This window comes from Labrys wisconsinensis, assembly GCF_030814995.1.
Lineage (GTDB): Bacteria > Pseudomonadota > Alphaproteobacteria > Rhizobiales > Labraceae > Labrys > Labrys wisconsinensis.
The window spans coordinates 473,298-494,762 of the sequence record NZ_JAUSVX010000002.1; the positions used below are offsets into that span (position 1 = coordinate 473,298).

The 21,465-nt window shown below is 69.7% G+C and carries 16 protein-coding genes; 11 read left to right on the plus strand and 5 right to left on the minus strand.

Annotation, left to right across the window (positions count from 1 at the left end):
- Window position 1 precedes the first annotated feature (1 nt).
- From ntrX to QO011_RS08680, 3 genes are all read left to right on the plus strand, one after another.
- Complete coding sequence (gene ntrX, locus QO011_RS08670; RefSeq protein WP_307270344.1) at window positions 2-1,369, plus strand: nitrogen assimilation response regulator NtrX; 1,368 nt, start codon at window positions 2-4, stop codon at window positions 1,367-1,369.
- A 38-nt stretch (window positions 1,370-1,407) separates the two neighbouring features.
- A complete protein-coding gene (locus QO011_RS08675) occupies window positions 1,408-2,724 on the plus strand; it encodes a glycosyltransferase (RefSeq protein WP_307270346.1) in 1,317 nt (438 codons plus the stop codon).
- Window positions 2,725-2,879: 155 nt separating this feature from the next.
- The gene (locus tag QO011_RS08680) at window positions 2,880-4,037 is read left to right on the plus strand and encodes a glycosyltransferase family 4 protein (RefSeq protein ID WP_307270348.1); all 1,158 of its coding nucleotides are present in this window, start codon (window positions 2,880-2,882) and stop codon (window positions 4,035-4,037) included.
- A gap of 28 nt (window positions 4,038-4,065) precedes the next feature.
- On the opposite strand, the gene mdoH is transcribed toward QO011_RS08680, so the two are convergent.
- From mdoH to QO011_RS08695, 3 genes are all read right to left on the minus strand, one after another.
- On the minus strand, window positions 4,066-6,252 hold the full coding sequence (mdoH, locus tag QO011_RS08685; protein ID WP_307270351.1) for a glucans biosynthesis glucosyltransferase MdoH: 2,187 nt from the start codon (window positions 6,250-6,252) through the stop codon (window positions 4,066-4,068).
- The gene (locus tag QO011_RS08690) at window positions 6,240-7,769 is read right to left on the minus strand and encodes an OpgD/OpgG family glucan biosynthesis protein (protein ID WP_307270353.1); all 1,530 of its coding nucleotides are present in this window, start codon (window positions 7,767-7,769) and stop codon (window positions 6,240-6,242) included. The genes mdoH and QO011_RS08690 overlap by 13 nt, the downstream gene beginning before the upstream one ends.
- Window positions 7,770-7,951: 182 nt before the next feature.
- A complete protein-coding gene (locus tag QO011_RS08695; RefSeq protein ID WP_307270355.1) occupies window positions 7,952-8,548 on the minus strand; it encodes a hypothetical protein in 597 nt (198 codons plus the stop codon).
- Between the two features lie 126 nt (window positions 8,549-8,674).
- Here QO011_RS08695 and glmU point away from each other — a divergent pair, with 126 nt between their 5' ends.
- The 7 genes from glmU to QO011_RS08730 all read left to right on the plus strand — a co-directional run bounded on the left by glmU (window position 8,675) and on the right by QO011_RS08730 (window position 18,384).
- Window positions 8,675-10,027 (plus strand): bifunctional UDP-N-acetylglucosamine diphosphorylase/glucosamine-1-phosphate N-acetyltransferase GlmU, encoded by a 1,353-nt coding sequence (gene glmU / locus QO011_RS08700; RefSeq protein ID WP_307270357.1) that lies wholly within the window; start codon window positions 8,675-8,677, stop codon window positions 10,025-10,027.
- Between the two features lie 8 nt (window positions 10,028-10,035).
- Window positions 10,036-10,641, plus strand: a complete 606-nt coding sequence (locus tag QO011_RS08705) for a nucleotidyltransferase family protein (protein ID WP_307270361.1) — start codon at window positions 10,036-10,038, stop codon at window positions 10,639-10,641.
- Window positions 10,642-10,798: 157 nt separating this feature from the next.
- Window positions 10,799-11,869: an HD-GYP domain-containing protein gene (locus QO011_RS08710; RefSeq protein ID WP_307270363.1), complete on the plus strand. Its 1,071-nt coding sequence runs from the start codon at window positions 10,799-10,801 to the stop codon at window positions 11,867-11,869.
- Between the two features lie 65 nt (window positions 11,870-11,934).
- Window positions 11,935-14,688 carry a valine--tRNA ligase gene (locus QO011_RS08715; protein ID WP_307270947.1) on the plus strand — a complete coding sequence of 918 codons (2,754 nt, stop codon included), beginning with the start codon at window positions 11,935-11,937 and terminating at the stop codon, window positions 14,686-14,688.
- 25 nt (window positions 14,689-14,713) lie between these two features.
- Window positions 14,714-15,316, plus strand: coding sequence for a hypothetical protein (locus QO011_RS08720; protein WP_307270367.1), 603 nt, complete (start codon window positions 14,714-14,716; stop codon window positions 15,314-15,316).
- Between the two features lie 129 nt (window positions 15,317-15,445).
- A complete protein-coding gene (gene betC, locus QO011_RS08725) occupies window positions 15,446-16,966 on the plus strand; it encodes a choline-sulfatase (protein WP_307270370.1) in 1,521 nt (506 codons plus the stop codon).
- Between the two features lie 593 nt (window positions 16,967-17,559).
- On the plus strand, window positions 17,560-18,384 hold the full coding sequence (locus tag QO011_RS08730) for a tetratricopeptide repeat protein (RefSeq protein WP_307270372.1): 825 nt from the start codon (window positions 17,560-17,562) through the stop codon (window positions 18,382-18,384).
- A gap of 19 nt (window positions 18,385-18,403) precedes the next feature.
- Here the strand turns inward: QO011_RS08730 and xth are convergent, their stop codons facing one another.
- A complete protein-coding gene (gene xth, locus QO011_RS08735) occupies window positions 18,404-19,198 on the minus strand; it encodes an exodeoxyribonuclease III (RefSeq protein ID WP_307270951.1) in 795 nt (264 codons plus the stop codon).
- Between the two features lie 102 nt (window positions 19,199-19,300).
- Window positions 19,301-19,645, minus strand: a complete 345-nt coding sequence (gene erpA, locus QO011_RS08740) for an iron-sulfur cluster insertion protein ErpA (protein WP_370881924.1) — start codon at window positions 19,643-19,645, stop codon at window positions 19,301-19,303.
- Between the two features lie 230 nt (window positions 19,646-19,875).
- Here erpA and QO011_RS08745 point away from each other — a divergent pair, with 230 nt between their 5' ends.
- Complete coding sequence (locus QO011_RS08745; protein ID WP_442358302.1) at window positions 19,876-21,456, plus strand: ABC transporter substrate-binding protein; 1,581 nt, start codon at window positions 19,876-19,878, stop codon at window positions 21,454-21,456.
- Window positions 21,457-21,465: the final 9 nt, after the last annotated feature.

A 21,465-nucleotide genomic window follows, 5' to 3' on the forward strand; every position in this document is an offset into this window, starting at 1 on the left:
GATGGCAACCGATATCCTGATCGTCGACGATGAGGCCGATATCCGCGACCTCGTCGCCGGCATCCTCGAAGACGAAGGCCACGGTGCGCGCACCGCCAAGGATTCCGACACCGCCCTGGCGGCCGTCGAGCAGCGCCGGCCCCAGCTGATCTTCCTCGATATCTGGATGCAGGGATCGCGCCTCGACGGGCTGCAACTGCTCGATGTCCTGAAGACCGCCCATCCCGAAGTGCCCGTCGTGATGATCTCCGGCCACGGCAATATCGAGACCGCCGTCGCCGCCATCCGGCGCGGCGCCTACGACTTCATCGAGAAGCCGTTCAAGGCGGACCGCCTGGTGCTGGTGGCGGACCGGGCGCTGGAGGCCTCGCGCCTCAAGCGCGAGGTGAACGAGCTGCGCCAGATCTCGGGCACGGCGACGCGCCTGGTCGGCCGCTCCTCGGCCGTCAACCAGCTCAGGCAGGTGATCGAGAAGTCTGCCCCGACCAACAGCCGCATCATGGTCGCCGGCCCGCCCGGCGCAGGCAAGGAGCTCGCCGCCCGCACCATCCATCAGCTTTCGACCCGTTCGAAGGGGCCTTTCGTGGTGGTCAACGCCGCCTCGCTGACGCCGGAGACCATGGAGCCGGAGCTGTTCGGCGTGGAGGGCGATGCCCGCACCCGCAAGGTCGGCGCGCTGGAGGAGGCGCATGGCGGCACGCTGTTCATCGACGAGGTCGCCGACATGCCGCGCGAGACCCAGGGCAAGATCCTGCGGGTCCTGGTCGACCAGAGCTTCGTCCGCGTCGGCGGCGCCACCAAGGTGCATGTCGATGTGCGTATCATCTCCTCCACGGCGCGCGACCTGGCGATGGAGGTGGCGGACGGTCATTTCCGCGAGGACCTGCTGCACCGACTCTCGGTGGTGCCGATCCGCGTTCCCGCCCTGTCCGAGCGGCGCGAGGACATCCCGGAGCTCGTCGAGCACTTCCAGGCCCAGATCTCCCAGGCCACGGGCCTGCAGCGCCGCATCGTCGGCGACGACGCCATGGCGGTGCTGCAGTCGCACGAATGGCCGGGCAACGTCCGCCAGCTGCGCAACAATGTCGAGCGCCTGATGATCCTGGCCGGCGGCGAGCCCGAGGCGGTGATCAGCGCCGACATGCTGCCGCCGGAGATCGGCGCCTTGGTGCCGACGCGCCCGAACGGGCAGGGCGGCGAGCACCTGATGGGGCTGCCGCTGCGCGAAGCGCGCGAGATCTTCGAGCGCGAATATCTCGTGGCGCAGATCAACCGGTTCGGCGGCAATATCTCCCGCACGGCGGAGTTCGTCGGCATGGAGCGCTCGGCGCTGCATCGCAAGCTGAAGTCGCTGGGCGTGGGCGCCTGATGCGCCCCTCGCCCCGCTCCTGCCGCTGATCGCCGGACGTGCCCGAAAGGCTGCTGGTCCTGCTGCCGGCCGACGGCCATGGCGGCTGCGAATACAATGCGCTGAGCTTCGCCAGGTTCGCGGCCCGGACGCTCGGCCTCGCGGTCGCGACCGCCTTTCCCAGCACGGCCACGACGCAGTTCCTCGGCGAGCTGGCCGACGCGAACGGCCTGCCCTGGCACGATCTGCGCATCACCTTCGAGGCGGACGACGACGCGGAGCGCTTCGCGGCGCAGCGGGCCTGCACCGCCGCGCTGATCGAGGCCGTGCGGCCGGATGCGGTGTTCCTGGCCATGCCCTGGCCGGCCCGCGGCGGCGGCGTGATCGCGGCCTGCGCCGACGCCGGCATTCCCGCGCTGGTGAAGTTCGCCCTGGTGCCGGAGGTGCTCCACGGGCCGCCCGAGCCGGTGGCGGCACGGTTGCGGCAGGCGATCGGGCAACGCCAGCTCTGGTTTGCCAATTCGCGCCACAGCGCCGCCCTGCTGGAGCGCCATCTCGGCCTCGCACCCGGCGCGGTCGATCATTTCCATGTCGGGCCGATCGGCCTGCGCGACCTCCTCGACGAGGCCGAGACGGGAAGCGCGATCGCCCCGGCCGCGGCGCGGCGCCTCGTCCGCGACACGTTCTCCCTGCCGGACGAGGCGCTGGTGGTGACCACGGTCGCCCGGCTGTCGATGCAGAAGGGATACGACACGCTGCTGGAGGCCGCCGCGCTGCTGCGAGACGATCCGCGCCTGCGCTTCCTCTGGGTCGGCGAGGGCGAATTGCGCCCGGCGCTCGAGGCCGGCATCGCCGAGCGTGGCCTCGCCGGCCGGGTCGTCCTGGCCGGCTTTCGCCGCGACGTCCGACAGCTGCTGCGCGGCAGCGACATCTTCGCGCTGCCGACCGTCTATGAAGGCGGCTGCTCGCAGGCCTTGCTCGAGGCGATGGAGGAGGGGCTGGCGATCGCCGTCACCCGCGCCAGCGCGGTGGCGGAGGTCGCGCAGGACGAGGTCGAGGCGCTGCTCGCCGACGTCGGCGACGCCGAGGGGCTGGCGGCGCGCATCCGCCGGCTGGCCGACGACGCGCCGCTGCGCCGCCGGCTCGGCGCCGCCGCCGCCCGGCGTGCCCGTCTCTTCTCCCGCGAAGTGATGTTCAAGCAGACGGTGCTGCGTCTCGACCGGCTGCTCGGCACCGGTCATGCCGCCCATCCCGACCTGGCGGCGGTCGACCTCGAATCCCCTGCCTTCTCCCGCGCCGATCGGCCCGAGCCCGCCGCGCGCCGGGCCGAGTCCGGATTCGCTAAAATTTTAAGGATTTTCGCAAGGTTCCGTTGACCGTGTTCGCCGACATTTCCCGCATGACGGCCGTTTCCTGACATCGTGGAAAGGATTTCCCGGCATCGCTTACGGCGATTGGAGACGCGGGACCGGTCCTTATGCTCGATACTATCGCACGACGCGACAAGCGAAGGCTGCGGATCGTTCATTTCGTGCGCTCGCCCGTCGGGGGCATCTTTCGACATGTCCTCGATCTCGCGGCCGAGCAGTCGGCGAACGGCCATCTCGTCGGGATCGTGCTGGATTCCTCGACCGGCGGCGCCTTCGAGGCCGACAAGATCGCGGCCGCGACGCGGCATCTGGCGCTGGGCGTGACCCGCCTGCCGATCGCCCGCCGGGTGCGCCCCGCCGACATGCTCGCGGCCTGGCGCGTCTACAAGGCGGTGCGCGACCTCGAGCCCGACGTGCTGCATGGCCACGGCGCCAAGGGCGGCGCGCTCGCCCGGATCGTCGGGACCATCCTGGCGCGCCGGGGCCGCCCGGTGGCGCGCTTCTACACGCCGCATGGCGGCAGCCTGCATTTCCCGAAGACGAGCCATTCCGGCCGCTTCTACTTCGCGGTCGAGCGCATGCTGGAACGCTTCTGCGACGGGCTGATCCATGTCAGCTGCTACGAGGCCATGGCCTATCGCGAGAAGGTCGGCAAGCCGCGCTGCGGGGCCAGCGTCGTGGTCAACGGGCTCAGGCGCGAGGAGTTCGAGGAGGTCGTGCCCGCCGCCGATGCACGCGACATCGTGTACATGGGCATGATGCGCGACCTCAAGGGGCCGGACGTGCTGATCCGGGCGGTGGCGGCCATCCGCGACCGGACCGGGCGCGCGCCCACCGTCGCCATGATCGGCGACGGCCCGGATCTCGCCTCCTATCGCAGGCTGGTCGAGGATCTCGGCCTTTCGCAGGCGGTCGCCTTCCACGCCCCGATGCCGACGCGGCGGGGCATGGCGCATGGCCATCTCATGGTGGTGCCGTCGCGGGCCGAATCCATGCCCTACATCGTGCTGGAATCGATCGCGGCCGCCCTGCCTCTGGTGGCGACCAGCGTCGGTGGCATCCCGGAAGTCGTCGGTGCCGCCCCCAGCCGGCTGGTGCCGCCCGGCGAGATCGAGGCGATGGCCGACGCGATCGAACGCGCCCTCTCCGATCCGGTGCGCACGCGCACGAGGGCGTTGCTGGCGCGTGCGACGCTGCGCGAGCGCTTCACCGTCGAGGCGATGGCGGACGCGACCGAGCGGCTCTATGCCGCCGCGCTCGGCCAGAGCGTCCGTGGCGCCAAGACGGCCGGCGTGCCGAGCCTGCAGCCGGCGGAGTGACGGCTGGGGCTTCCGGTCCGAGGGTGCCTCACGCTTTCGCCTCGGCCGGCAGGTTCGCCAGCAGCCCGATCATCGCGCGGTCGTGCAGCGCCAGGAAGCGCTCCTTCGGCGTCAGCCATTTGCAGGCCTCCTCCAGCGTGCGCGCCTCGGTGATCTTGGCAAAGGCCATCACCCGGTCCTGTTCGAACCTGCCGCGCTCGGAGCGGGCGCCTGGCGGCAGCATCGCCTCGTGCAGGTCGCGGAAATCCCCGTCGGCGTGCAGCACCTGCAGCGCATTCTCGTCGTCCTCGCCGGCGGCGGCGAGTTCCTGGCTGAGGGCGTTGGCACGCGAGGCGATCGGCGGGGGCAGGGTCTCCTCCGGTGTCATCAGGAGACCGAGCCGCTTCAGCCCGAGGCCGAGCCAGAGCTGGCCCGAGGCCCAGGACAGCGGGATGGACAGGAGCAGGCCGACGATGGTCGGCGACATCCAGGCGAAGAGATAGGGCGACATCACATAGGCGGCGATGCCGGCGAGCGCCCCGAGCGCGGTGTGCCAGCGGTGCCGGCGCACGATGTCGCCGAAGGGGATCGAGCCGTCGTCGCGGCGCTGCGGCTTCCAGCCGGAATCGCGCCCGAGCAGGATCTCGAACACCGAGCCGGACTGGACCAGCATCATGGTCGGCGCCAGCAGGGCGGAGAGGATGATCTCCAGGAGCGTCGACAGGATCAGCCTGATGCCGCCGCCGCAGGCGCGCCGGGCGTCCCGGTCCACGAGCATCACGATCATGCCGAAGAATTTCGGCGCCAGCAGGATGCCCATGGTGCCGGCGAACAGGCCGAGCGCGCGCTCGGCGTCGAACAGCGGCCAGCTCGGGAACAGGGAGAACTCGTTGGTGAAATATTCCGGCCGGATATAGTGCGCCTGCAGGGCGAGCGTCAGGCCGACCAGCAGCTGCAGGAGCCAGAGCGGGCTGGCGAGGTAGCTGAAGATGCCGGTGGCGAAATGCTGGCGCGTCGCCGGATGGAAGCCGCGCGAGCCGATCACCCGGGCGTGCTGCAGGTTGCCCTGGCACCAGCGCCGGTCGCGCGCCGCCAGGTCGATCAGCGAGGGCGGGCTCTCCTCGTAGGAGCCGGTCACGTCGGTCAGCATGTAGACGGCGTAGCCGGCGCGTCGCATCAGCGCCGCCTCGACGAAGTCGTGGCTGAGGATGTGGCCGCCGAAGGGCGGCTTGCCCGAGAGGTCCGGCATGCCGCAATGGGCCGCGAAGGCGGCGGTGCGGATGATGGCGTTGTGGCCCCAGTAATTGCCGTCATACCCCATCCAGACGGCGAGACCGTCGGCGATCACCGGGCCGTAGACCCGTGCGGCGAACTGCTGGATGCGGGCGAACAGCGTGTTGCGATTGATGATCAGGGGCAGGGTCTGGATGATGCCGGCGTCGGAATCCTTCTCCATCGCCGCCGCCAGACGCACGATCGCCTCGCCGGTCATCAGGCTGTCGGCGTCGAGCACCAGCATGTGGTCATAGGCCCCGCCCCAGCGCGTCACCCAGTCGGCGATGTTGCCGGCCTTGCGGTTGGTGTTCTTGGGCCGGTGGCGATACCAGACGGCGACGTCGGGGCCGAGGCGCCGGCGCAGGGCGAGGAAGGCCCGCTCCTCGGCGATCCACACGTCCGGGTCCGTCGTATCCGAGACGAAGAAATACTCGAAGGCGCGTCCGCAGCCGGTCGCCGTCACCGATTCGATGATCGCCTGCATGGCGGCGAACACCCGGCTCGGCGCTTCGTTGTAGATCGGCATCAGCACGGCGGTGCGCGAATGCAGCGCCTCGGGCAGCGGCGGCAGCCGGCGCCGGCGGAACAGGAGATGGATCAGGCCGACCAGGCTGGAGGTGAAGGCGACGGCGATCCAGGAGAAGTTCAGGATGAACAGCGTCACCAGCGCCCATTCCAGCACGGTGATGCCGCCGACGTCGACCACCTTGTACATCTGCCAGCCGCCATAGGCGGTGAGGGCGGCCATGCCGAGGAACACGACGGCGCGGGCGAACCACGGCACGGCGCGCATCGCCCGGTTGGTCCAGCTCCTCTGCTCGGCGCGCGTCCAGTGCGTCAGCGACTGCACCGGCATGGCCAGCGGCCGCTCCGGCGGCACGGCGCCGGGCGGATGGGCGAGGCGGCCCCCGGCTTGCGTCGCCGGCGGAGCCTCGATGGGCGCAGGGGTCACGGTGTCCATCGATAGAGCCAGGTTTCGCTCACGGGCTTGCCGTCCTTGTTGAGGACGGCCCGCATTTCCGAATAGGTTTCGTTATCCGGATCGAGAGTGAACGACAACCGTCCGAGCCGACGCGAGGGGTCCGGCGAGAAGGCGACGTCGCGCACCTTGCCCGGATTGACCGAGACGCCCGGCACGATGCCCTTCAGGCTGTCGGTGTCGGCGAAGATGTCGCCTTCGAAATCGATGACGAAGCGCCGGTTCTTGCCGCCGGCCGCGCCCGCCCGCGTCTCGTGGGCGATGGCGGTCTGCGGCTTGTCGGGCGGCGACCAGCACCAGTTGGTCCGGTATGAGAACGTATAGTCCTTGCCGGGGTCCAGCGGCACTTTCGGCCGCCAATAGGCGACGATGTTGTCGTGGATCTCGGCGTCGCTCGGGATCTCCACGAGTTGGATCGAGCCCTCGCCCCAGTCGCCGGAGGGGGTGATCCATACGCTCGGCTGGCGCTCGTAGCGGTGCCCCTCGTCCTCGAAGGCCGCAACGTCGCGGTTGCGCTGCAGCAGGCCGAAGCCGCGCGGGTTCTTGTCGGCGAAGGCGGAGATCTGCAGCGTCTCCGGATTCTGCAGCGGCCGCCAGATCCATTCGCCGGTGCCGCTGAGCATCTGCAGGCCGGAGGATTCGTGCACGGCGACGCGCACGTCGTCGACATTGTGCCGGTCGTTGGCGCCGAACAGATACATCGAGTTGAGAGGGGCGATGCCGACATGGTCGATGGCGACGCGCGGGATGATGGTCGTCTCCACGTCGACCAGCGTCATGTCGCCGGGCCGCAGCGTCAGGCGGAAGGCGCCGGTCGCCGCCTCCGAATCGAGCAGGGCGTGCACCACCAGCGCCCCGGCGCCGGGCTGCGGGCGCTCGATCCAGAAGGCGCGGAAGAAGGGAAATTGCTCGCCGTCCGACTCGCCGGTGTTGATCGCCAGGCCACGCGCCACGGCGCCGTAGCTCTGGGCCCGGGCGATGGCGCGGAAATAGCTCGCCCCCTGGAAGATGGCGAAGTCGTCGAAACGGTCGGGCGCGTCGAAGGGCGCCTTGAGGCGGAAGCCGGAGAAGCCGAAGCTCGCGTCCGGAGCCGGTCCCTTGAGGCCGCCGAAATCGAACAGGCTGGCATCGTAGGGCACGAGCAGGACCCGGCCGTCCTCGATGGTGAAGAGATCGACCGGGGCGGCATAGATGAAGCCGCGGTGGAGCGGCTCGACCACGAAGCCGCGCTGCTCGGCGCTCCACACCGCCCGCTCGGGCCGGAAGCGGATGGCGACGTAGTGCTCGTAGTCCAGGTCCTGGAAGGGCGCGGGCAGGGTGGTGTCCGGCGCCTGGTACGGGGTCTTGGTGAGCTCGCGGGCATAGGCGAGCAGGGCATCGTGCGAGAACGTCTCGCCGGGCTTCAATCCGGGAGCGTTGATCGCGGCCTGGCCGGGCCTCGGCCAGGCGAGCAGGCCGGGAGCGAGAGCGGCAAGTTTGAGGATGTCGCGGCGGTTCATGGTCAGCGCTGGGATTCTTCTTCTAACCGATGGATTTTTTCGGGGCAGTATGGGGGCGGGCGCGCCGTCGACGCCTATTGAGAAGCCCTTATACGTCATTTCGCAAGGCCGCGAGCCTCGCCGACGAGCGATTGGCGGATTTCCTATGGCGGCCGCGCGATGCTCATCGGCTGCTCGGCGCCTCACGGCCCGGCACCGTGCGCGAGGGCAGCGCTGCCGGCGGGAAACAGCCGCTGTCCGTCGAAGGGCGCAGGCGTGCAGCCGGCCCCGCCTCCACCGAGCCGGGCGCACAGATGCGCCGCCGCGGCCGGATTCGCGAACGGTCCGACGAGAAGGTGCAGCACGTATCCCCGGCTTGTCTCGCGCACCGCGATGAGCGGCTGCAGGCCGCCTGCGTCCTCTGCCAGCCTGTCGCGCAGCGCAGCCCAGGCGAGCCGCAGGCCGGGCAGGGACGCGGCGGGGCCGATGTCGGCCGCGAAGGCGGCCGGCGCTGCGGTGACGGGCCGGGCGGCCGCGCCGAGCGAGCCGGTGACGATCTCGGGCTGCGTTTCGGGCGCAGGCGCCGCGGGCCGCACGGCGGGGCCCGCCGCGGCGACGGTGCGGATCGGCCCGGCTGCCGGCCACAGGGGCGCGACGTCGGCATCCCGGGCCCGCGGATCGAGCAGAAGGAGGGCGGCGAAGGCGCCGGCGCAGGCCAGGGCCACGAGGCCGCCGGCCAACCCGCCGCCGCCGGGCCGCGCCACCAGCTCGCGACGGACCGGCGGCGATGCCTCCGTCATTGCGATGCTGCGGCGGTCCGGTAGAGCGGTCATGGTGGGGGGAGTGTCCGATTCGCGGCCGGCGCGGTTGCCGCACGGCTGAACATCGGCGATTAGTGCCGGACAATGCCTTCAGGAGCGTTAACCATGTCAGAACGTGCCGTCGCCGTGGTCCTCGCTGCCGGCGAGGGGACGCGCATGAAATCCGCGGTGCCCAAGGTGCTGCACAAGGTCGCGGGCCGCTCCATGCTCGGCCATGTGCTCGACGCAGCCGCGCAGGCGGGGATCGGCCGGGCCGCGGTGGTGGTCGGGCCGGACAGGGCCGACGTGGAGGCGGAAGCCAGGACGGCGGCGCCCGGCGCTGCTGTCTTCGTCCAGGCCGAGCGGCTCGGCACCGCCCATGCGGTGCTGGCGGCGCGCGAAGCCTTCGGCGGCGACGACGTCGTGGTGCTCTACGGCGACACGCCGCTGCTCAGCCCGCCGACGCTGCGCAGACTGACCGATGCGCTCGCCGAGGGCGCCGCCGTCGTGGTGCTCGGCTTCGAGCCGGCCGAGCCGACCGGCTATGGCCGCCTGATCGTCGAGGGCGGCGAGCTCGTGAGGATCGTGGAGGAGAAGGACGCCTCGCCGGCCGAGCGGTCCATTCGCCTGTGCAACGGCGGCCTGATGGCGCTGGCGGGCGCGCATGCCCGGGCCCTGCTCGAGGCGATCGGCAACGCCAATGCCAAGGGGGAGTTCTACCTCACGGATGCCGTCGAGATCGCCCGCGGGCGCGGGCTCACCGCCGTGGCCGAGACGGTGGCCGAGGAGGAGGTGATGGGCGTCAACGACCGCTTGCAGCTGGCCGCGGCCGAGGCGGTGCTGCAGCGGCGCCTGCGCGAGCGGGCGATGCGCGAGGGGGCGACGCTGGTCGCGCCCGAGACGGTGTTCCTGTCGCACGACACGCGCATCGGCCGCGACGTGCTGATCGAGCCCTGGTGCTGGTTCGGCCCCGGCGTCACGGTCGCGGACGGCGCGGTCGTGCACGGCTTCTCGCACCTGGAAGGGGCGCATGTCGGGCCGGCGGCCAGCGTCGGGCCCTATGGACGGCTGCGGCCGGGCACCAGGCTCGGGCGCAAGGCCAAGGTCGGCAATTTCGTCGAGGTGAAGGCCGCCGACGTGGAGGAGGGGGCCAAGATCAACCACCTCACCTATATCGGCGATGCCCGGGTCGGCGCCAATGCCAATATCGGGGCCGGCACGATCACCTGCAACTATGACGGCTTCTTCAAGCAGCACACCGATATCGGGGCGGACGCCTTCGTCGGCTCGAACTCGGCGCTGGTCGCGCCGGTCAAGATCGGCGACGGCGCCAATATCGGCGCCGGCTCGGTGATCACCAAGGACGTCGAGCCGGGGGCGCTGGCGGTGGCGCGCGGCCGCCAGGTCGAGATCGCCGGCTGGGCCAGGACCTTCCGGGCCCGGCGCGCGGCCGAGAAGGCCGGCAAGGCTAAGGACTGACGCAGCCTTTGGCCGAGGACGCGGAGGACGCGGCGCGGGCGCATCGCCTCGAGGCGATCATCCGGGCCGATCCCGGGCTGATGCGGCTTCTTGCCGTGCTGCGCGATCTCGGCCTGCCGCAATGGCGGCTCGTTGCCGGCTGCCTCTACCAGACCGTGTGGAACGTCCTGACCGGCCAGCCGCGCGGCACCGGCATCCGGGACTACGACCTCGCCTATTTCGACGAGGATCTCTCCTGGGAGGCGGAGGATGCGGTCATCCGGCGCGTCGCCGCGGCGACGCGCGGCGGCGTCGGCCCGGTGGAGGCGCGCAACCAGGCGCGGGTGCATCTGTGGTTCGAGAGCCGCTTCGGCGCCGCCTGTCCGCCGCTGGCCAGCGCCGACGCCTCGCTCGGGCGCTACGCCTCGGTGGTGCATGCGCTCGGCGTGCGGCTGGAGCAGGATGGCCGGCTCGATATCGCCGCGCCGTTCGGCCTGCACGACCTCTTCGCCATGATCGTCCGGCCGAACCACGCCCTCGACAACGCGGCGGCGCACCGCGCCAAGGCCGAGCGCGCGAAGGCGATCTGGCCGCAGCTCACGGTGCTGCCCTGGCAACCCCGGGAGCAACCCTAGGACGTTGTTTCAAAAAAAAGCAATCCTCGGGATGTCCTGGCAAGACAGAACGCGGCTCGCCTGCGGTTTTTCGCCGATCCGGACAACAACGCAGCCGGGCTTCAGAAAATCTCAACCGGGCTCATCTAGGCAGGCTTGCTTCCGCAGCGAGATGAGAATGCCGGATCTGCTTGCGATCGTCGACGACGGCCCGGGCGCCAAGCAGCTGATGTCCGTCGCCCGCTCCTATTTCACGATCGAGATCGTGGAATCCGCGACCCTGTGCGACGCGACCGACCTGCCGGACGGCGATCTCTATGTCGATGTCGATCTCGGCGACGGTGCGCTCGTCTCGAGCCTGCGGCGGATGCTGACGGCGCGGCGGAGCAATGGGCGCATGATCTTCGCCGTGCCGCGAGGCGTGCATGCGGCGATGGTCCAGGCCTATGCGCTGGGCGCGACCGACCTCGTGCCCCTGCCGATCGGCCCGGCACAGCTCGCCCAACGACTTTCCACGGCCCTGAGCCTGCTGCCGGGCAATTCCACGGACGCGACGAGCGCCGCCGGCGCGCAGGCCCTGGTCGACGGCGCCGGCGTGCTGCGCAGCATCTTCGCGGCGGCGCGCGGCGTTGGGCAGATCGACCTCGCCTTTCTCGGCCATGCCTCGCAGGCGGTCGCCGACACGATCGCCGACGAAGGCTTCGGCCGCTGGATCGCCACGGTGCAGCGCCACCACCACGGCACCTTCCAGCATTCGCTGCTGGTGGCCGGGGGGGCGGCGGCCTTCGGCCATCATCTCGGCATGCGCCGGAGCGATGTCGAGCGCCTCGCCACGGCCGGCCTGCTGCACGACATCGGCAAGGCGCGGGTCCCGCTCGAGATCCTCGACAAGGTCACCCGGCTGACCGAGGCGGAGATGGCCGTCATGCGGTCCCACACGGTGATCGGCCACGACATCCTGTCGACCCGCAGCGACGTTCCCGCCGAGCTGCTCGACGTCGTGCGCCACCATCACGAATATCTCGACGGCAGCGGCTATCCCGACGGGCTGACGGCGGCGGAAATCCCGGACCTGGTCCGCGTCGTGACCATCACGGACGTGTTCGCCGCCCTGATCGAGCGGCGCAGCTACAAGCGTCCCTTGCCCGGTCCGGTCGCCTTCGAGATCGTCCACGGCATGTCGGGACGGCTGGAGGAGGCGCTGATCCGCGCCTTCCGGCCGGTCGCCATGAGCGTCAGCGCACCGTAAGACCTCGTTGACTTCCGCTGCCGCTGTTGTCACACGACCCCCTGATCGTGACGACAGGCTTGGCGATGATCGAGAAGACCTTCACCCCCGCAGACGTCGAACCGCGCGTGGCCGCGGCCTGGGAAGCCGCGCAGGCGTTCCGCGCCGGGCGCGAGGACCGCAAGGACGCGCCGGCTTATTCGATCGTCATCCCGCCGCCGAACGTCACCGGCTCGCTGCACATGGGCCATGCCCTCAACAACACGCTGCAGGACGTGCTCTGCCGCTTCGAGCGCATGCGCGGCAAGGACGTGCTCTGGCAGCCGGGCACCGATCATGCCGGCATCGCCACGCAGATGGTGGTCGAGCGCCAGATGATGGAGCACCAGGAGCCGAACCGGCACGTGATCGGCCGCGAGAAGTTCGTGGAAAAGGTCTGGGCCTGGAAGGAGCAGTCGGGCAGCACCATCGTCAATCAGCTCAAGCGCCTCGGCGCCTCCTGCGACTGGTCGCGCGAGCGCTTCACCATGGACGAGGGCCTGTCCGCCGCCGTGGTGGAGATCTTCGTGCGCCTGCACGAGGCCGGGCTGATCTACAAGGACAAGCGCCTCAGCAACTGGGACCCGAAGCTGCTGACCGTCATCTCGGACATCGAGGTGCAGCAGGAGGAGAAGCGCGGCAGCTTCGCCTGGCGCCGCGGCGACCCGGACAAGCCCTTCGACGCCCTGGCTCTCAGCAAGGTGCTCGACCGCGATCCCAACGGCCACCTCTACTATTTCGACTATCCCGTGGTCGATGCCGACGGGCGCGACACCGGCGCCGTGATCACCGTCGCCACCACCCGGCCCGAGACCATGCTCGGCGACACGGGCGTCGCCGTGCATCCCGACGATCCGCGCTACCAGGACCTCGTCGCCGCCAAGGCGCGGGTGCGGCTGCCGCTCGTCGGCCGCCTGATCCCGATCGTCGCCGACACCTATTCCGATCCGGAGAAGGGCACGGGCGCGGTGAAGATCACGCCGGCGCACGATTTCAACGATGCCGAGGTCGGCAAGCGGCAGGGCCTTGCGGCGATCAACATCTTCGACGCCGAGGCTCGCCTCAACGAGAACGCGCCCGAGGCTTTCCGCAACCTCGGCCGCTTCGAGGCGCGCAAGCGCATCGTCGCGACCATGCACGACCTCGGCCATCTCGCCGAGGTCGAGCCGCACCAGCATCAGGTGCCGCACGGCGACCGTTCGGGTGTGCCGATCGAGCCCTGGCTGACCGACCAATGGTACGTCAACGTCCGGCCTCTGGCGGACAAGGTGGTCGAGGCCGTGCGCCGGGGCGAGACCCGCTTCGTGCCGCTGAACTGGGAACGGGTCTTCTTCGAGTGGATGGACAACATCCAGCCCTGGTGCATCTCGCGCCAGCTGTGGTGGGGCCACCAGATCCCGGCCTGGTACGGGCCGGACGGGGCCTATGTCGTCGCGCGCGACGAGGCCGAAGCCCGGGAGAAGGCACGCGCCAAGTGGGGTGCGGACGTGGCGCTGACGCGCGACGAGGACGTGCTCGACACCTGGTTCTCCTCGGCGCTCTGGCCCTATTCCACCTTCGGCTGGCCGGAGAAGACGCCGGAGCTGAAGAAATACTACCCGACCTCGGTGGTGGTGACCGGCTTCGACATCATCTTCTTCTGGGTCGCCCGGATGATGATGACCGGTCTCTTCACCATGAACGAGGTGCCGTTCCGCGACGTCTATCTCCACGCGCTCGTGCGCGACGAGAAGGGCGCCAAGATGTCGAAGTCGAAGGGCAACGTCCTCGACCCGCTCGAGCTGATCGACCAGTACGGCGCCGACGCGCTGCGCTTCACCCTGGCGGCGATGGCGGCCCAGGGGCGCGACATCAAGCTCGCCACCAGCCGCGTCGAGGGCTATCGCAACTTCGGCACCAAGCTGTGGAACGCCGCGCGCTTCGCCGAGGTCAACGGCTGCCTGCGCGACCCGGCCTTCGATCCGAAATCGGCAACCTCGGCTCTCAACCGCTGGATCGCGGGGGAGGCGGCCAAGGCGGCGGCGGAGACGCAGACGGCGATCGAGGCCTACAAGTTCAACGAGGCGGCCGGCGCGGTCTACCGCTTCATCTGGAACGTGGTCTGCGACTGGTACCTGGAGCTGGCCAAGCCGGTGCTGACCGGTAGCGACGAGGCAGCCAAGGCGGAGACGCGGGCCATGGTTGCCTTCATTCTCGACCAGGCCATCCTGCTGCTGCACCCGTTCATGCCGTTCATCACCGAGGAGCTCTGGGCGGTGACGGCGGGCGAGGGCGGCCGGACGAGCGTCGCCGCGCTGGCGCCCTGGCCGGATCTCGGCGGCCTCCTGGACGCGGAGGCCGAGGCCGAGATCGGCTGGCTGGTCGACCTCGTCTCCGAGATCCGATCGATCCGCACCGAGATCGGCGTCCCCGGCGGAGCGCAGGTGCCGCTGGTGCTGGTCGACGCCTCGGAGGCGGTGAAGGCCCGCTACGACCGCCTCGGCGAGACGCTGAAGCGCCTGGCGCGCCTCAGCGGGGTCGGCTTCGTCGATGCCGCGCCGAAGGGGGCCGTGCAGGTGATCGCCCGTGGCGTCACTGCGGCGCTGGCCCTGGAAGGCATCGTCGACATCGAGGCGGAGAAGGCGCGGCTCGGCAAGGAGATCGCCAGGATCGACGCCGACATCGCCAAGATCGACGCCAAGCTCGGCAATCCGGACTTCCTGGCGCGCGCCAAGGAGGAGGTGGTGGAGGAGCAGCGCGAGCGGCGCGAGGAGGCGACGGCCCGCCGCGCCAAGCTCACGGACGCGCTGGCGCGCCTCTAGCGCCGGCCGCCGGGAGGGATTGCCCATGCCGCCGCCCCTTCCGGCCCTGTTGCGCGAGACCTACGACCCGGCGACGCAGATCTCGCCGGCCCAGATCGAGGCGGTCGCCAGCATCGTCCGCGCCCGCGCGCCGGGTGCGCGATTCCTGGTCTTCGGCCTCGGCCGGGACTCGCCGATGTGGCAGCGCCTCAACGCCGACGGCGAGACGCTGTTCGTCGAGGACAAGCCGGCCTATGTCGAGGCGGCGCGCCAGGCGATGCCGCAGGCGCGCATCGTCGTGGCCGACTATGCCGCCACCACCGTGCTCGGCTCCTTCGCCATGTCGCCGGCGGCCCTCGACGCCATCGCCATGCCGGAGGAGCTGCGCGGCTCCTGGGACGTCGTCCTGATCGACGGGCCGGCCGGCTACTGGCCCGGCGATCCCGGCCGGCTGGTGCCGCTCGCCTGGACGTCGCGGCTGATGGCGCGGCACACCCATGTCTTCGTCGACGACTACAACCGGGTCCTGGAGCGGCACTTCGCCGACCTCCTGATCCGCTTCGACAATCCGCCCTGCGCCGAGCTGGCGCACGAGCGGGAGGCCGGCAAGACCATGCTGTGGCGCATCGGGCGCAGCCTTCCGCCCTGAGGCCGACGGCCGCAGGGATCGGGGCGGCCGCGCGTCGCCGCGATGCGACAGAGCCCGTCGCATGAAGACAAAAGCGCCGCGACGCGCTGCGTCAGCTTCTGCTCCTCGAACTTCCAGGACACGCCCGCCATGTCATCCCGGCCCAACATCCTCCTCGTCATGGCCGACCAGCTGGCGCCGGCCTGCCTGCCGATCCACGGCCATGGCATCGTGAAGGCGCCGAACCTCGAACGGCTGGGACGGGACGGCGTGGTGTTCGACAGCGCCTATTGCAATTCGCCGCTGTGCTCGCCGTCCCGTGCCGTGTTCATGACCGGGCGGCTGCCATCGCGGACCGGCGTCTACGACAATGCCGCCGAGTTCCGCTCGGACATCCCGACCTGGGCGCACTACCTGCGCCGGGCCGGCTATCGCACCACCCTGTCGGGCAAGATGCATTTCTGCGGGCCGGACCAGCTCCACGGCTTCGAGGAGCGGCTGACCACCGACATCTATCCCGCCGACTATGGCTGGACGCCGGACTGGGACCGCCCGCAGGAGCGGCCGAGCTGGTACCACAACATGTCCTCGGTCACCGAGGCCGGGCCCTGCGTGCGCACCAATCAGCTCGACTTCGACGACGAGGTGATCTTCGCGGCCGAGCGGGCGCTCTACGACCATGTCCGCTCCAGCGACCGGCGCCCCTTCTGCCTGGTCGCCTCGCTCACCCATCCGCACGATCCCTTCGCCATCCCGCGCGAATACTGGGACCTCTACCGCGACGAGGACATCGTGCTGCCGCGCGTCGAGGTGCCTCTCGACCGGCTCGACCCGCATTCGCGCCGCCTGCGGCATGTCTGCGACATGGACGCGACGCCGATCGACGAGAAGCAGGTCCGTGCGGCGCGGCGTGCCTATTTCGGCGCGATCTCCTATGTCGACGCCCAGGTCGGCCGGCTGCTGCGGGCCCTGGAGGCCACGGGCCTGCGCGACGACACGATCGTGATCTTCACCAGCGACCATGGCGAGATGCTGGGCGAGCGCGGCCTCTGGTACAAGATGAGCTGGTTCGAGGGCTCGGCCCGCGTGCCTCTCCTCGTCTCGGCCCCTGGCCGGTACCGGCCGGGGCGGGTCGGCGCCAGCGTGTCCCTGGTGGACCTGCTTCCGACCCTGGTGGAGATGGCGGGGGGCGACCCGGCCGACCTCGCCGGCGGCCCGAGCGACGGCCGCAGCCTCGTGCCGCATTGCGAGGGCCGCGGCGGCCATGACGAGGTCATCGGCGAATATCTCGCCGAAGGCGCCGTGGCGCCGCTGATGATGATCCGGCGCGGCCCCTGGAAGTTCGTGCATTCCCCGGCGGACCCGGACCAGCTCTACGACCTCGAGGCCGATCCGGACGAGGTGCACAATCTGGCCGAGGCGGCGGATCATGCCGCGACGCTGGCCGAATTCCGCGCCGAGGCCGCGCGGCGCTGGGACATGCCGGCGCTCGACGCCGCGGTTCGCGAGAGCCAGCGCCGGCGCCGCCTGGTCGATGCGGCGCTGACCACCGGCACCCTCCGCTCCTGGGACTTCCAGCCGTTCGTCGACGCGTCCAGGCAATATATGCGCAACAGCATCGACCTCGACGACCTCGAGGCGCGGGCCCGCTTTCCCAAGGTAAAGCCCTAGGCCGGGACGGCCTCCTATTCGTGACATTCGCGCAACAGGGGATATGAGTCTTCTCCAGGCCCCGCGCGCCTCCTGCGTCAGCCCAGATCCCGCCACAAATCAACGGCTCAACTGGCCGCACGCCATGGATGAGCGGGCGTCCGCAGCGGGGCGGCGGCCAGTTCGTTCGAAAGGGTGAAGAAATTTGAAAAAGACACGGCAGGTCAAGGATGTCGGCGCGATTTTTCGCGTGATGCATGATCTGCCGGGCAACAGCGGGTGGCGTGGCGTTGAGACGTGATGGCGTGACGATACCCGACAGGATCGAGACCGGGCGTGCCGTAGCGGCATTGCGGATGCTGCATCTTTCCCACGACGTCCTGTCGATTGCGGGGCCGAGGCTCGGTTCTCGTCTCGGCCTCGGCCTCGGCCTGCAGAAATTGCCATCATTGCCGGCGCTCGGCCCCGATCCGGCCAAAAAAACGATCGAAGTACCAGGTATTTGTTGCGGCAGGATCGGTTGCGAGAGTGTCGGCATGCACGAAATCGGCGCGGATGCCGGGCGCCGGGCCGGAAGAGCGATGCGGACGGGGGCCGAAAGGTCGGTGGGAATCATGCGTGCGTTCGAAGCTCTAGCCCGCCTGGCAGGCCGCGCTGTGCCGTTCGGCATCGCAGCCATGCTGACGGCGGCGCCGGCCCTGGCGTTCGACGGCACGCAGACGCCGGCGAACGACCGCACGCCGATGGAGGCCTTCAAGTTCGGCGCCAAGGCCTACAAGGCGGGCGATCTCGCCGAGGCGTCACGGGCCCTGGAATTCGCGGCGGGCAAGGGTCATGCCCTGGCGCAGTGGAAGCTCGCCCGGATGTATTCGGAAGGCGACGGCGTTCCGCGCGACGACCTCAAGGCCTTCGAATATTACCAGCAGATCGTCAATGCCCATGCCGACGACAGCCCGGACACGGCGCAGGCCCGCTTCGTGTCGAGCGCCCTGGTGGCGCTGGGGTCCTATTACCTCAACGGCATCCCGAACACGGAGGTGCGGTCCGACCCGCAGCGCGCCATCGAGATGTTCCAGTACGCCGCCACCTATTTCGGTGACAGCGACGCCCAGTACAATCTCGGCCGGCTGTTCCTCGACGGCACGGCCGACCGGCCGCGCGACCCCGTCATGGCGGCCCGCTGGCTGCGGCTCTCGGCGGACAAGGGCCAGCACCAGGCCCAGGCCGTCCTGGGGCATCTGCTCTTCGCCGGCGAGGAGGACCTGCCCCGGCAGGCGGCGCGCGGCCTGATGTACCTCACCCTGGCGCGCGATGCGGCGACAAGCGACGCCGACAAGTGGATCGTCGACCTCTACAACCAGGCAGTCAGCGCGGCGACGCCGGACGAGCGGCAGATGGGGCTCGCCTATCTCGAGCAATATCTCAAGAATAGATCGTAAGAGCCTGTTCTGATTCGCCTCAGGCGCGCGGCTCGATCGCGAGATCGCAGCGAATCGGCACGTGGTCGGACGGCTTGTCCCTGGCGCGCGTCGACTTGTCGATGGCGCAGCCCGCCAGGACCGCCGCGGCGTGCGGCGACAGCATGAGATGATCGATGCGGATGCCGTTGTCGCGCTGCCAGGCGCCGGCCTGATAGTCCCAGAAGGTGTAGAGGCCGGGCGAACCGGTGCAGGCGCGCAGCGCGTCGGTGAAGCCGAGATTGACGAGCTCTCGGAACTTGGCCCGGGTGGCGGGCAGGAACAGGGCGTCGCCGACCCAGGCGTCCGGCGTCTTGGCGTCTTCGGCGGCGGGAATGACGTTGTAGTCGCCGGCGAGCACCAGCGGCTCCTCCAGGGCCAGCAGCGCCCGCGCCCGGGCGATGAGCCGGTCCATCCAGGCGAGCTTGTAGGGATATTTCTCCGTCTCCGGCGGATTGCCGTTCGGCAGGTAGATCGAAGCGACGCGCACGACGCCGTCGCGGGTCGAGATCACCGCCTCGAGGTAGCGGGACTGCTCGTCGCCGTCATTGCCGGGCAGGCGCGGCGTCGCCTCGTCGATGGGATGGCGCGACAGGATGGCGACGCCGTTGAACGTCTTCTGGCCGTGGGTGACGACGTTGTAGCCGAGCGCCTCGATCTCGGCGGTCGGAAAATTCTCGTCCAGGCACTTGATCTCCTGGAGGCAGACGATGTCGGGCGAGGCCTGGCCCAGCCATTCCGTCAGATGGGCGACGCGCTGGCGAATCGAATTGACGTTCCAACTGGCGATGCGCAGCACGGTGGGGAGCCCGCTGTTGATGAGTCCGCCCCCTGTTTCCGACCTTCGCGCCAGAAAGGCAATCCGAAGATTGCGGCCGGTGCGGTGCCGCGGTCGGAGTCAGACCGAGAAGCTGGTGCCGCAGCCGCAGGCCGCCACCGCGTTGGGATTGTGGATCTTGAAGGCCGAGCCGATCAGGTCCTCGACATAGTCGAGCTCGGCCCCGCCCATATATTGCAGGGACACCTCGTCGACGAGCACCGTGGCGCCGTCGCGCTCGATGGCGACGTCGTCGGGCTGGCGCGCGGTATCGAAATCGAACTTATACTGAAAGCCGGAGCAGCCGCCGCCCTCGACGCTGATCCGCAGCATCGAGCCGGCCGGCTCGCTTTCGAGGATCTTGGCGATACGGCGGGCAGCACGCTCGCTGACGCTCATCTGGGTCATGGCGGTCATCTCGGTCATCATGCCTTCAAGATATGTGCGCCGCGGCCAAGGTCAATCGCCCGCCGGCGCCAGCGGATCACGGAGAAGAAACCGTTTGCGGGATGGTGCCTTCGTGGAACGGCCATTCCTCCCACAGCCCTGCAAAGAAATCTGCGCCGCGTTGAAACGTCGAGCGGTTTCGACGTAGCTCTAGCGCGCGATCGAGAGCGCGGCCGGAGAGGGGCGCGCCGATCGCCGGGAGAGTAGAGATGATCAGCCTCGGAAAACTGGCCGGCATCGCGGGCGCCATGGCGATCCTGGCCGCGCTCGGCCCGGCCCGGGCGGCGACGCCGCCCGGCATCCTCGTCGTCGCGCAGTCGATCGACGACGCGGTCAGCTTCGATCCGGCCGAAGGCTTCGAGCTGACGACGGTCCAGTCCTTCAACAACATCTACCAGCGCCTGGTGCAGACCGACCGCGCCGACGCGACGCGGATCGTGCCGGCGCTCGCCGCGAGCTGGGAGGCGGGGGCGGACGGCAAGAGCCTCACCTTCACGCTCGCCAAGGACGCCCGATTCGCCTCCGGCAACCCGGTCCGGCCCGAGGACGTGATCTTCTCGCTCACCCGGGCGGTCAAGCTCAACAAGGCGCCGGCCTTCATCCTCAACGAGCTCGGCTGGACGGCGCAGACGGTGTCCGGCGCGGTCGAGAAGGTCGGCGACGGCCAGGTCCGGGTCAAATGGTCGGCCGATGTCGGCCCCGCCTTCGCGCTGGCGATCCTGACGGCGCCGATCGCCTCGATCGTCGACGAAGTCGTGGTCTCGCCGCAGGCGGCGGGCGACGACCTCGGCAATGGCTGGCTCAAGATCCATTCGGCCGGCAGCGGCCCGTTCAAGATCGCCGCCTACACGCCGCACGAGGCGCTGGTGCTGGAGGCGAACGCGTCCTCGCCCGCCGGCGCGCCGAAGCTCGCGAGCGTCATCCTGCAGAACGTGCCGGACGCGGCGGCCCGCCGTCTCCTGATCGAGCAGGGCGATGCCGATATCGCCCGCGGCCTCGGCGCCGACCAGGTCGAGGCGCTCAAGGCCAAGCCGGGCCTCACCGTGCTGGCCGTGCCTTCGGCGCGCACCGACTACATCCTGATCAATTCCAAGGCCAGCGCCACGCTCGGCAACCCGGCCTTCTGGGAGGCGGCGCGCTACCTCGTCGACTATGACGGCATCGCCGACAACCTCCTGCGCGGCCAGGTGCGGGTGCACCAGGCCTTCCTGCCGGACGGCTTTCCCGGCGCGCTCAAGGACAACCCGTTCAAGCTCGACATCGAGAAGGCGAAGAAGATCCTTGCCGACGCCAAGATCGGGCCGACGAAGATCGCCTTCCCGGTGTTCAACGAGCAGCCCTTCCTGCAGATCGCCCAGTCGCTGCAGTCGACCTTCGGCCAGGCGGGATTGACCCTCGACATCCAACCCGGCGTCGCCAGCGAGATCTACGCCAAGGGCCGCTCGGGCAATTACGAGATCACGCTGCGCTACTGGATCCCCGACTATTTCGACCCGCATTCCAACGCCAGCGCCTTCGCCATCAACCGCGACAACCAGCACAACACCGTCGCCAAGCAGGCGGGCTGGGTCATTCCCGGGCTCAGCGACGAGACGGCGGCGGCGGTGAAGGAGCAGGATCCGGCCAAGCGCGCCGCGCTCTATGAGGACCTGCAGCGCGAGATCCAGAAGAGCTCGCCCTATGTCTTCATGCTCCAGGGCAGCGACCAGGTGGTTCTGCGCGACGCGGTCAAGGGCTATGCTCAGGGCCTCAACGCGGATCTGGTCTATTACGACCGGGTCGAGAAGTGAGGCGACAGC

Excerpts from the sequence above, each read along its gene's own strand:
- ntrX (WP_307270344.1), top strand. The coding sequence starts at position 2 with ATGGCAACCGATATCCTGATCGTCGACGATGAGGCCGATATCCGCGAC.
- mdoH (WP_307270351.1), bottom strand. The coding sequence starts at position 6,252 with ATGGACACCGTGACCCCTGCGCCCATCGAGGCTCCGCCGGCGACGCAA.
- QO011_RS08690 (WP_307270353.1), bottom strand. The coding sequence starts at position 7,769 with ATGAACCGCCGCGACATCCTCAAACTTGCCGCTCTCGCTCCCGGCCTG.
- QO011_RS08695 (WP_307270355.1), bottom strand. The coding sequence starts at position 8,548 with ATGACGGAGGCATCGCCGCCGGTCCGTCGCGAGCTGGTGGCGCGGCCC.
- glmU (WP_307270357.1), top strand. The coding sequence starts at position 8,675 with ATGTCAGAACGTGCCGTCGCCGTGGTCCTCGCTGCCGGCGAGGGGACG.
- QO011_RS08710 (WP_307270363.1), top strand. The coding sequence starts at position 10,799 with ATGCCGGATCTGCTTGCGATCGTCGACGACGGCCCGGGCGCCAAGCAG.
- QO011_RS08715 (WP_307270947.1), top strand. The coding sequence starts at position 11,935 with ATGATCGAGAAGACCTTCACCCCCGCAGACGTCGAACCGCGCGTGGCC.
- QO011_RS08720 (WP_307270367.1), top strand. The coding sequence starts at position 14,714 with ATGCCGCCGCCCCTTCCGGCCCTGTTGCGCGAGACCTACGACCCGGCG.
- betC (WP_307270370.1), top strand. The coding sequence starts at position 15,446 with ATGTCATCCCGGCCCAACATCCTCCTCGTCATGGCCGACCAGCTGGCG.
- QO011_RS08730 (WP_307270372.1), top strand. The coding sequence starts at position 17,560 with ATGCGTGCGTTCGAAGCTCTAGCCCGCCTGGCAGGCCGCGCTGTGCCG.
- erpA (WP_370881924.1), bottom strand. The coding sequence starts at position 19,645 with ATGACCGAGATGACCGCCATGACCCAGATGAGCGTCAGCGAGCGTGCT.
- QO011_RS08745 (WP_442358302.1), top strand. The coding sequence starts at position 19,876 with ATGATCAGCCTCGGAAAACTGGCCGGCATCGCGGGCGCCATGGCGATC.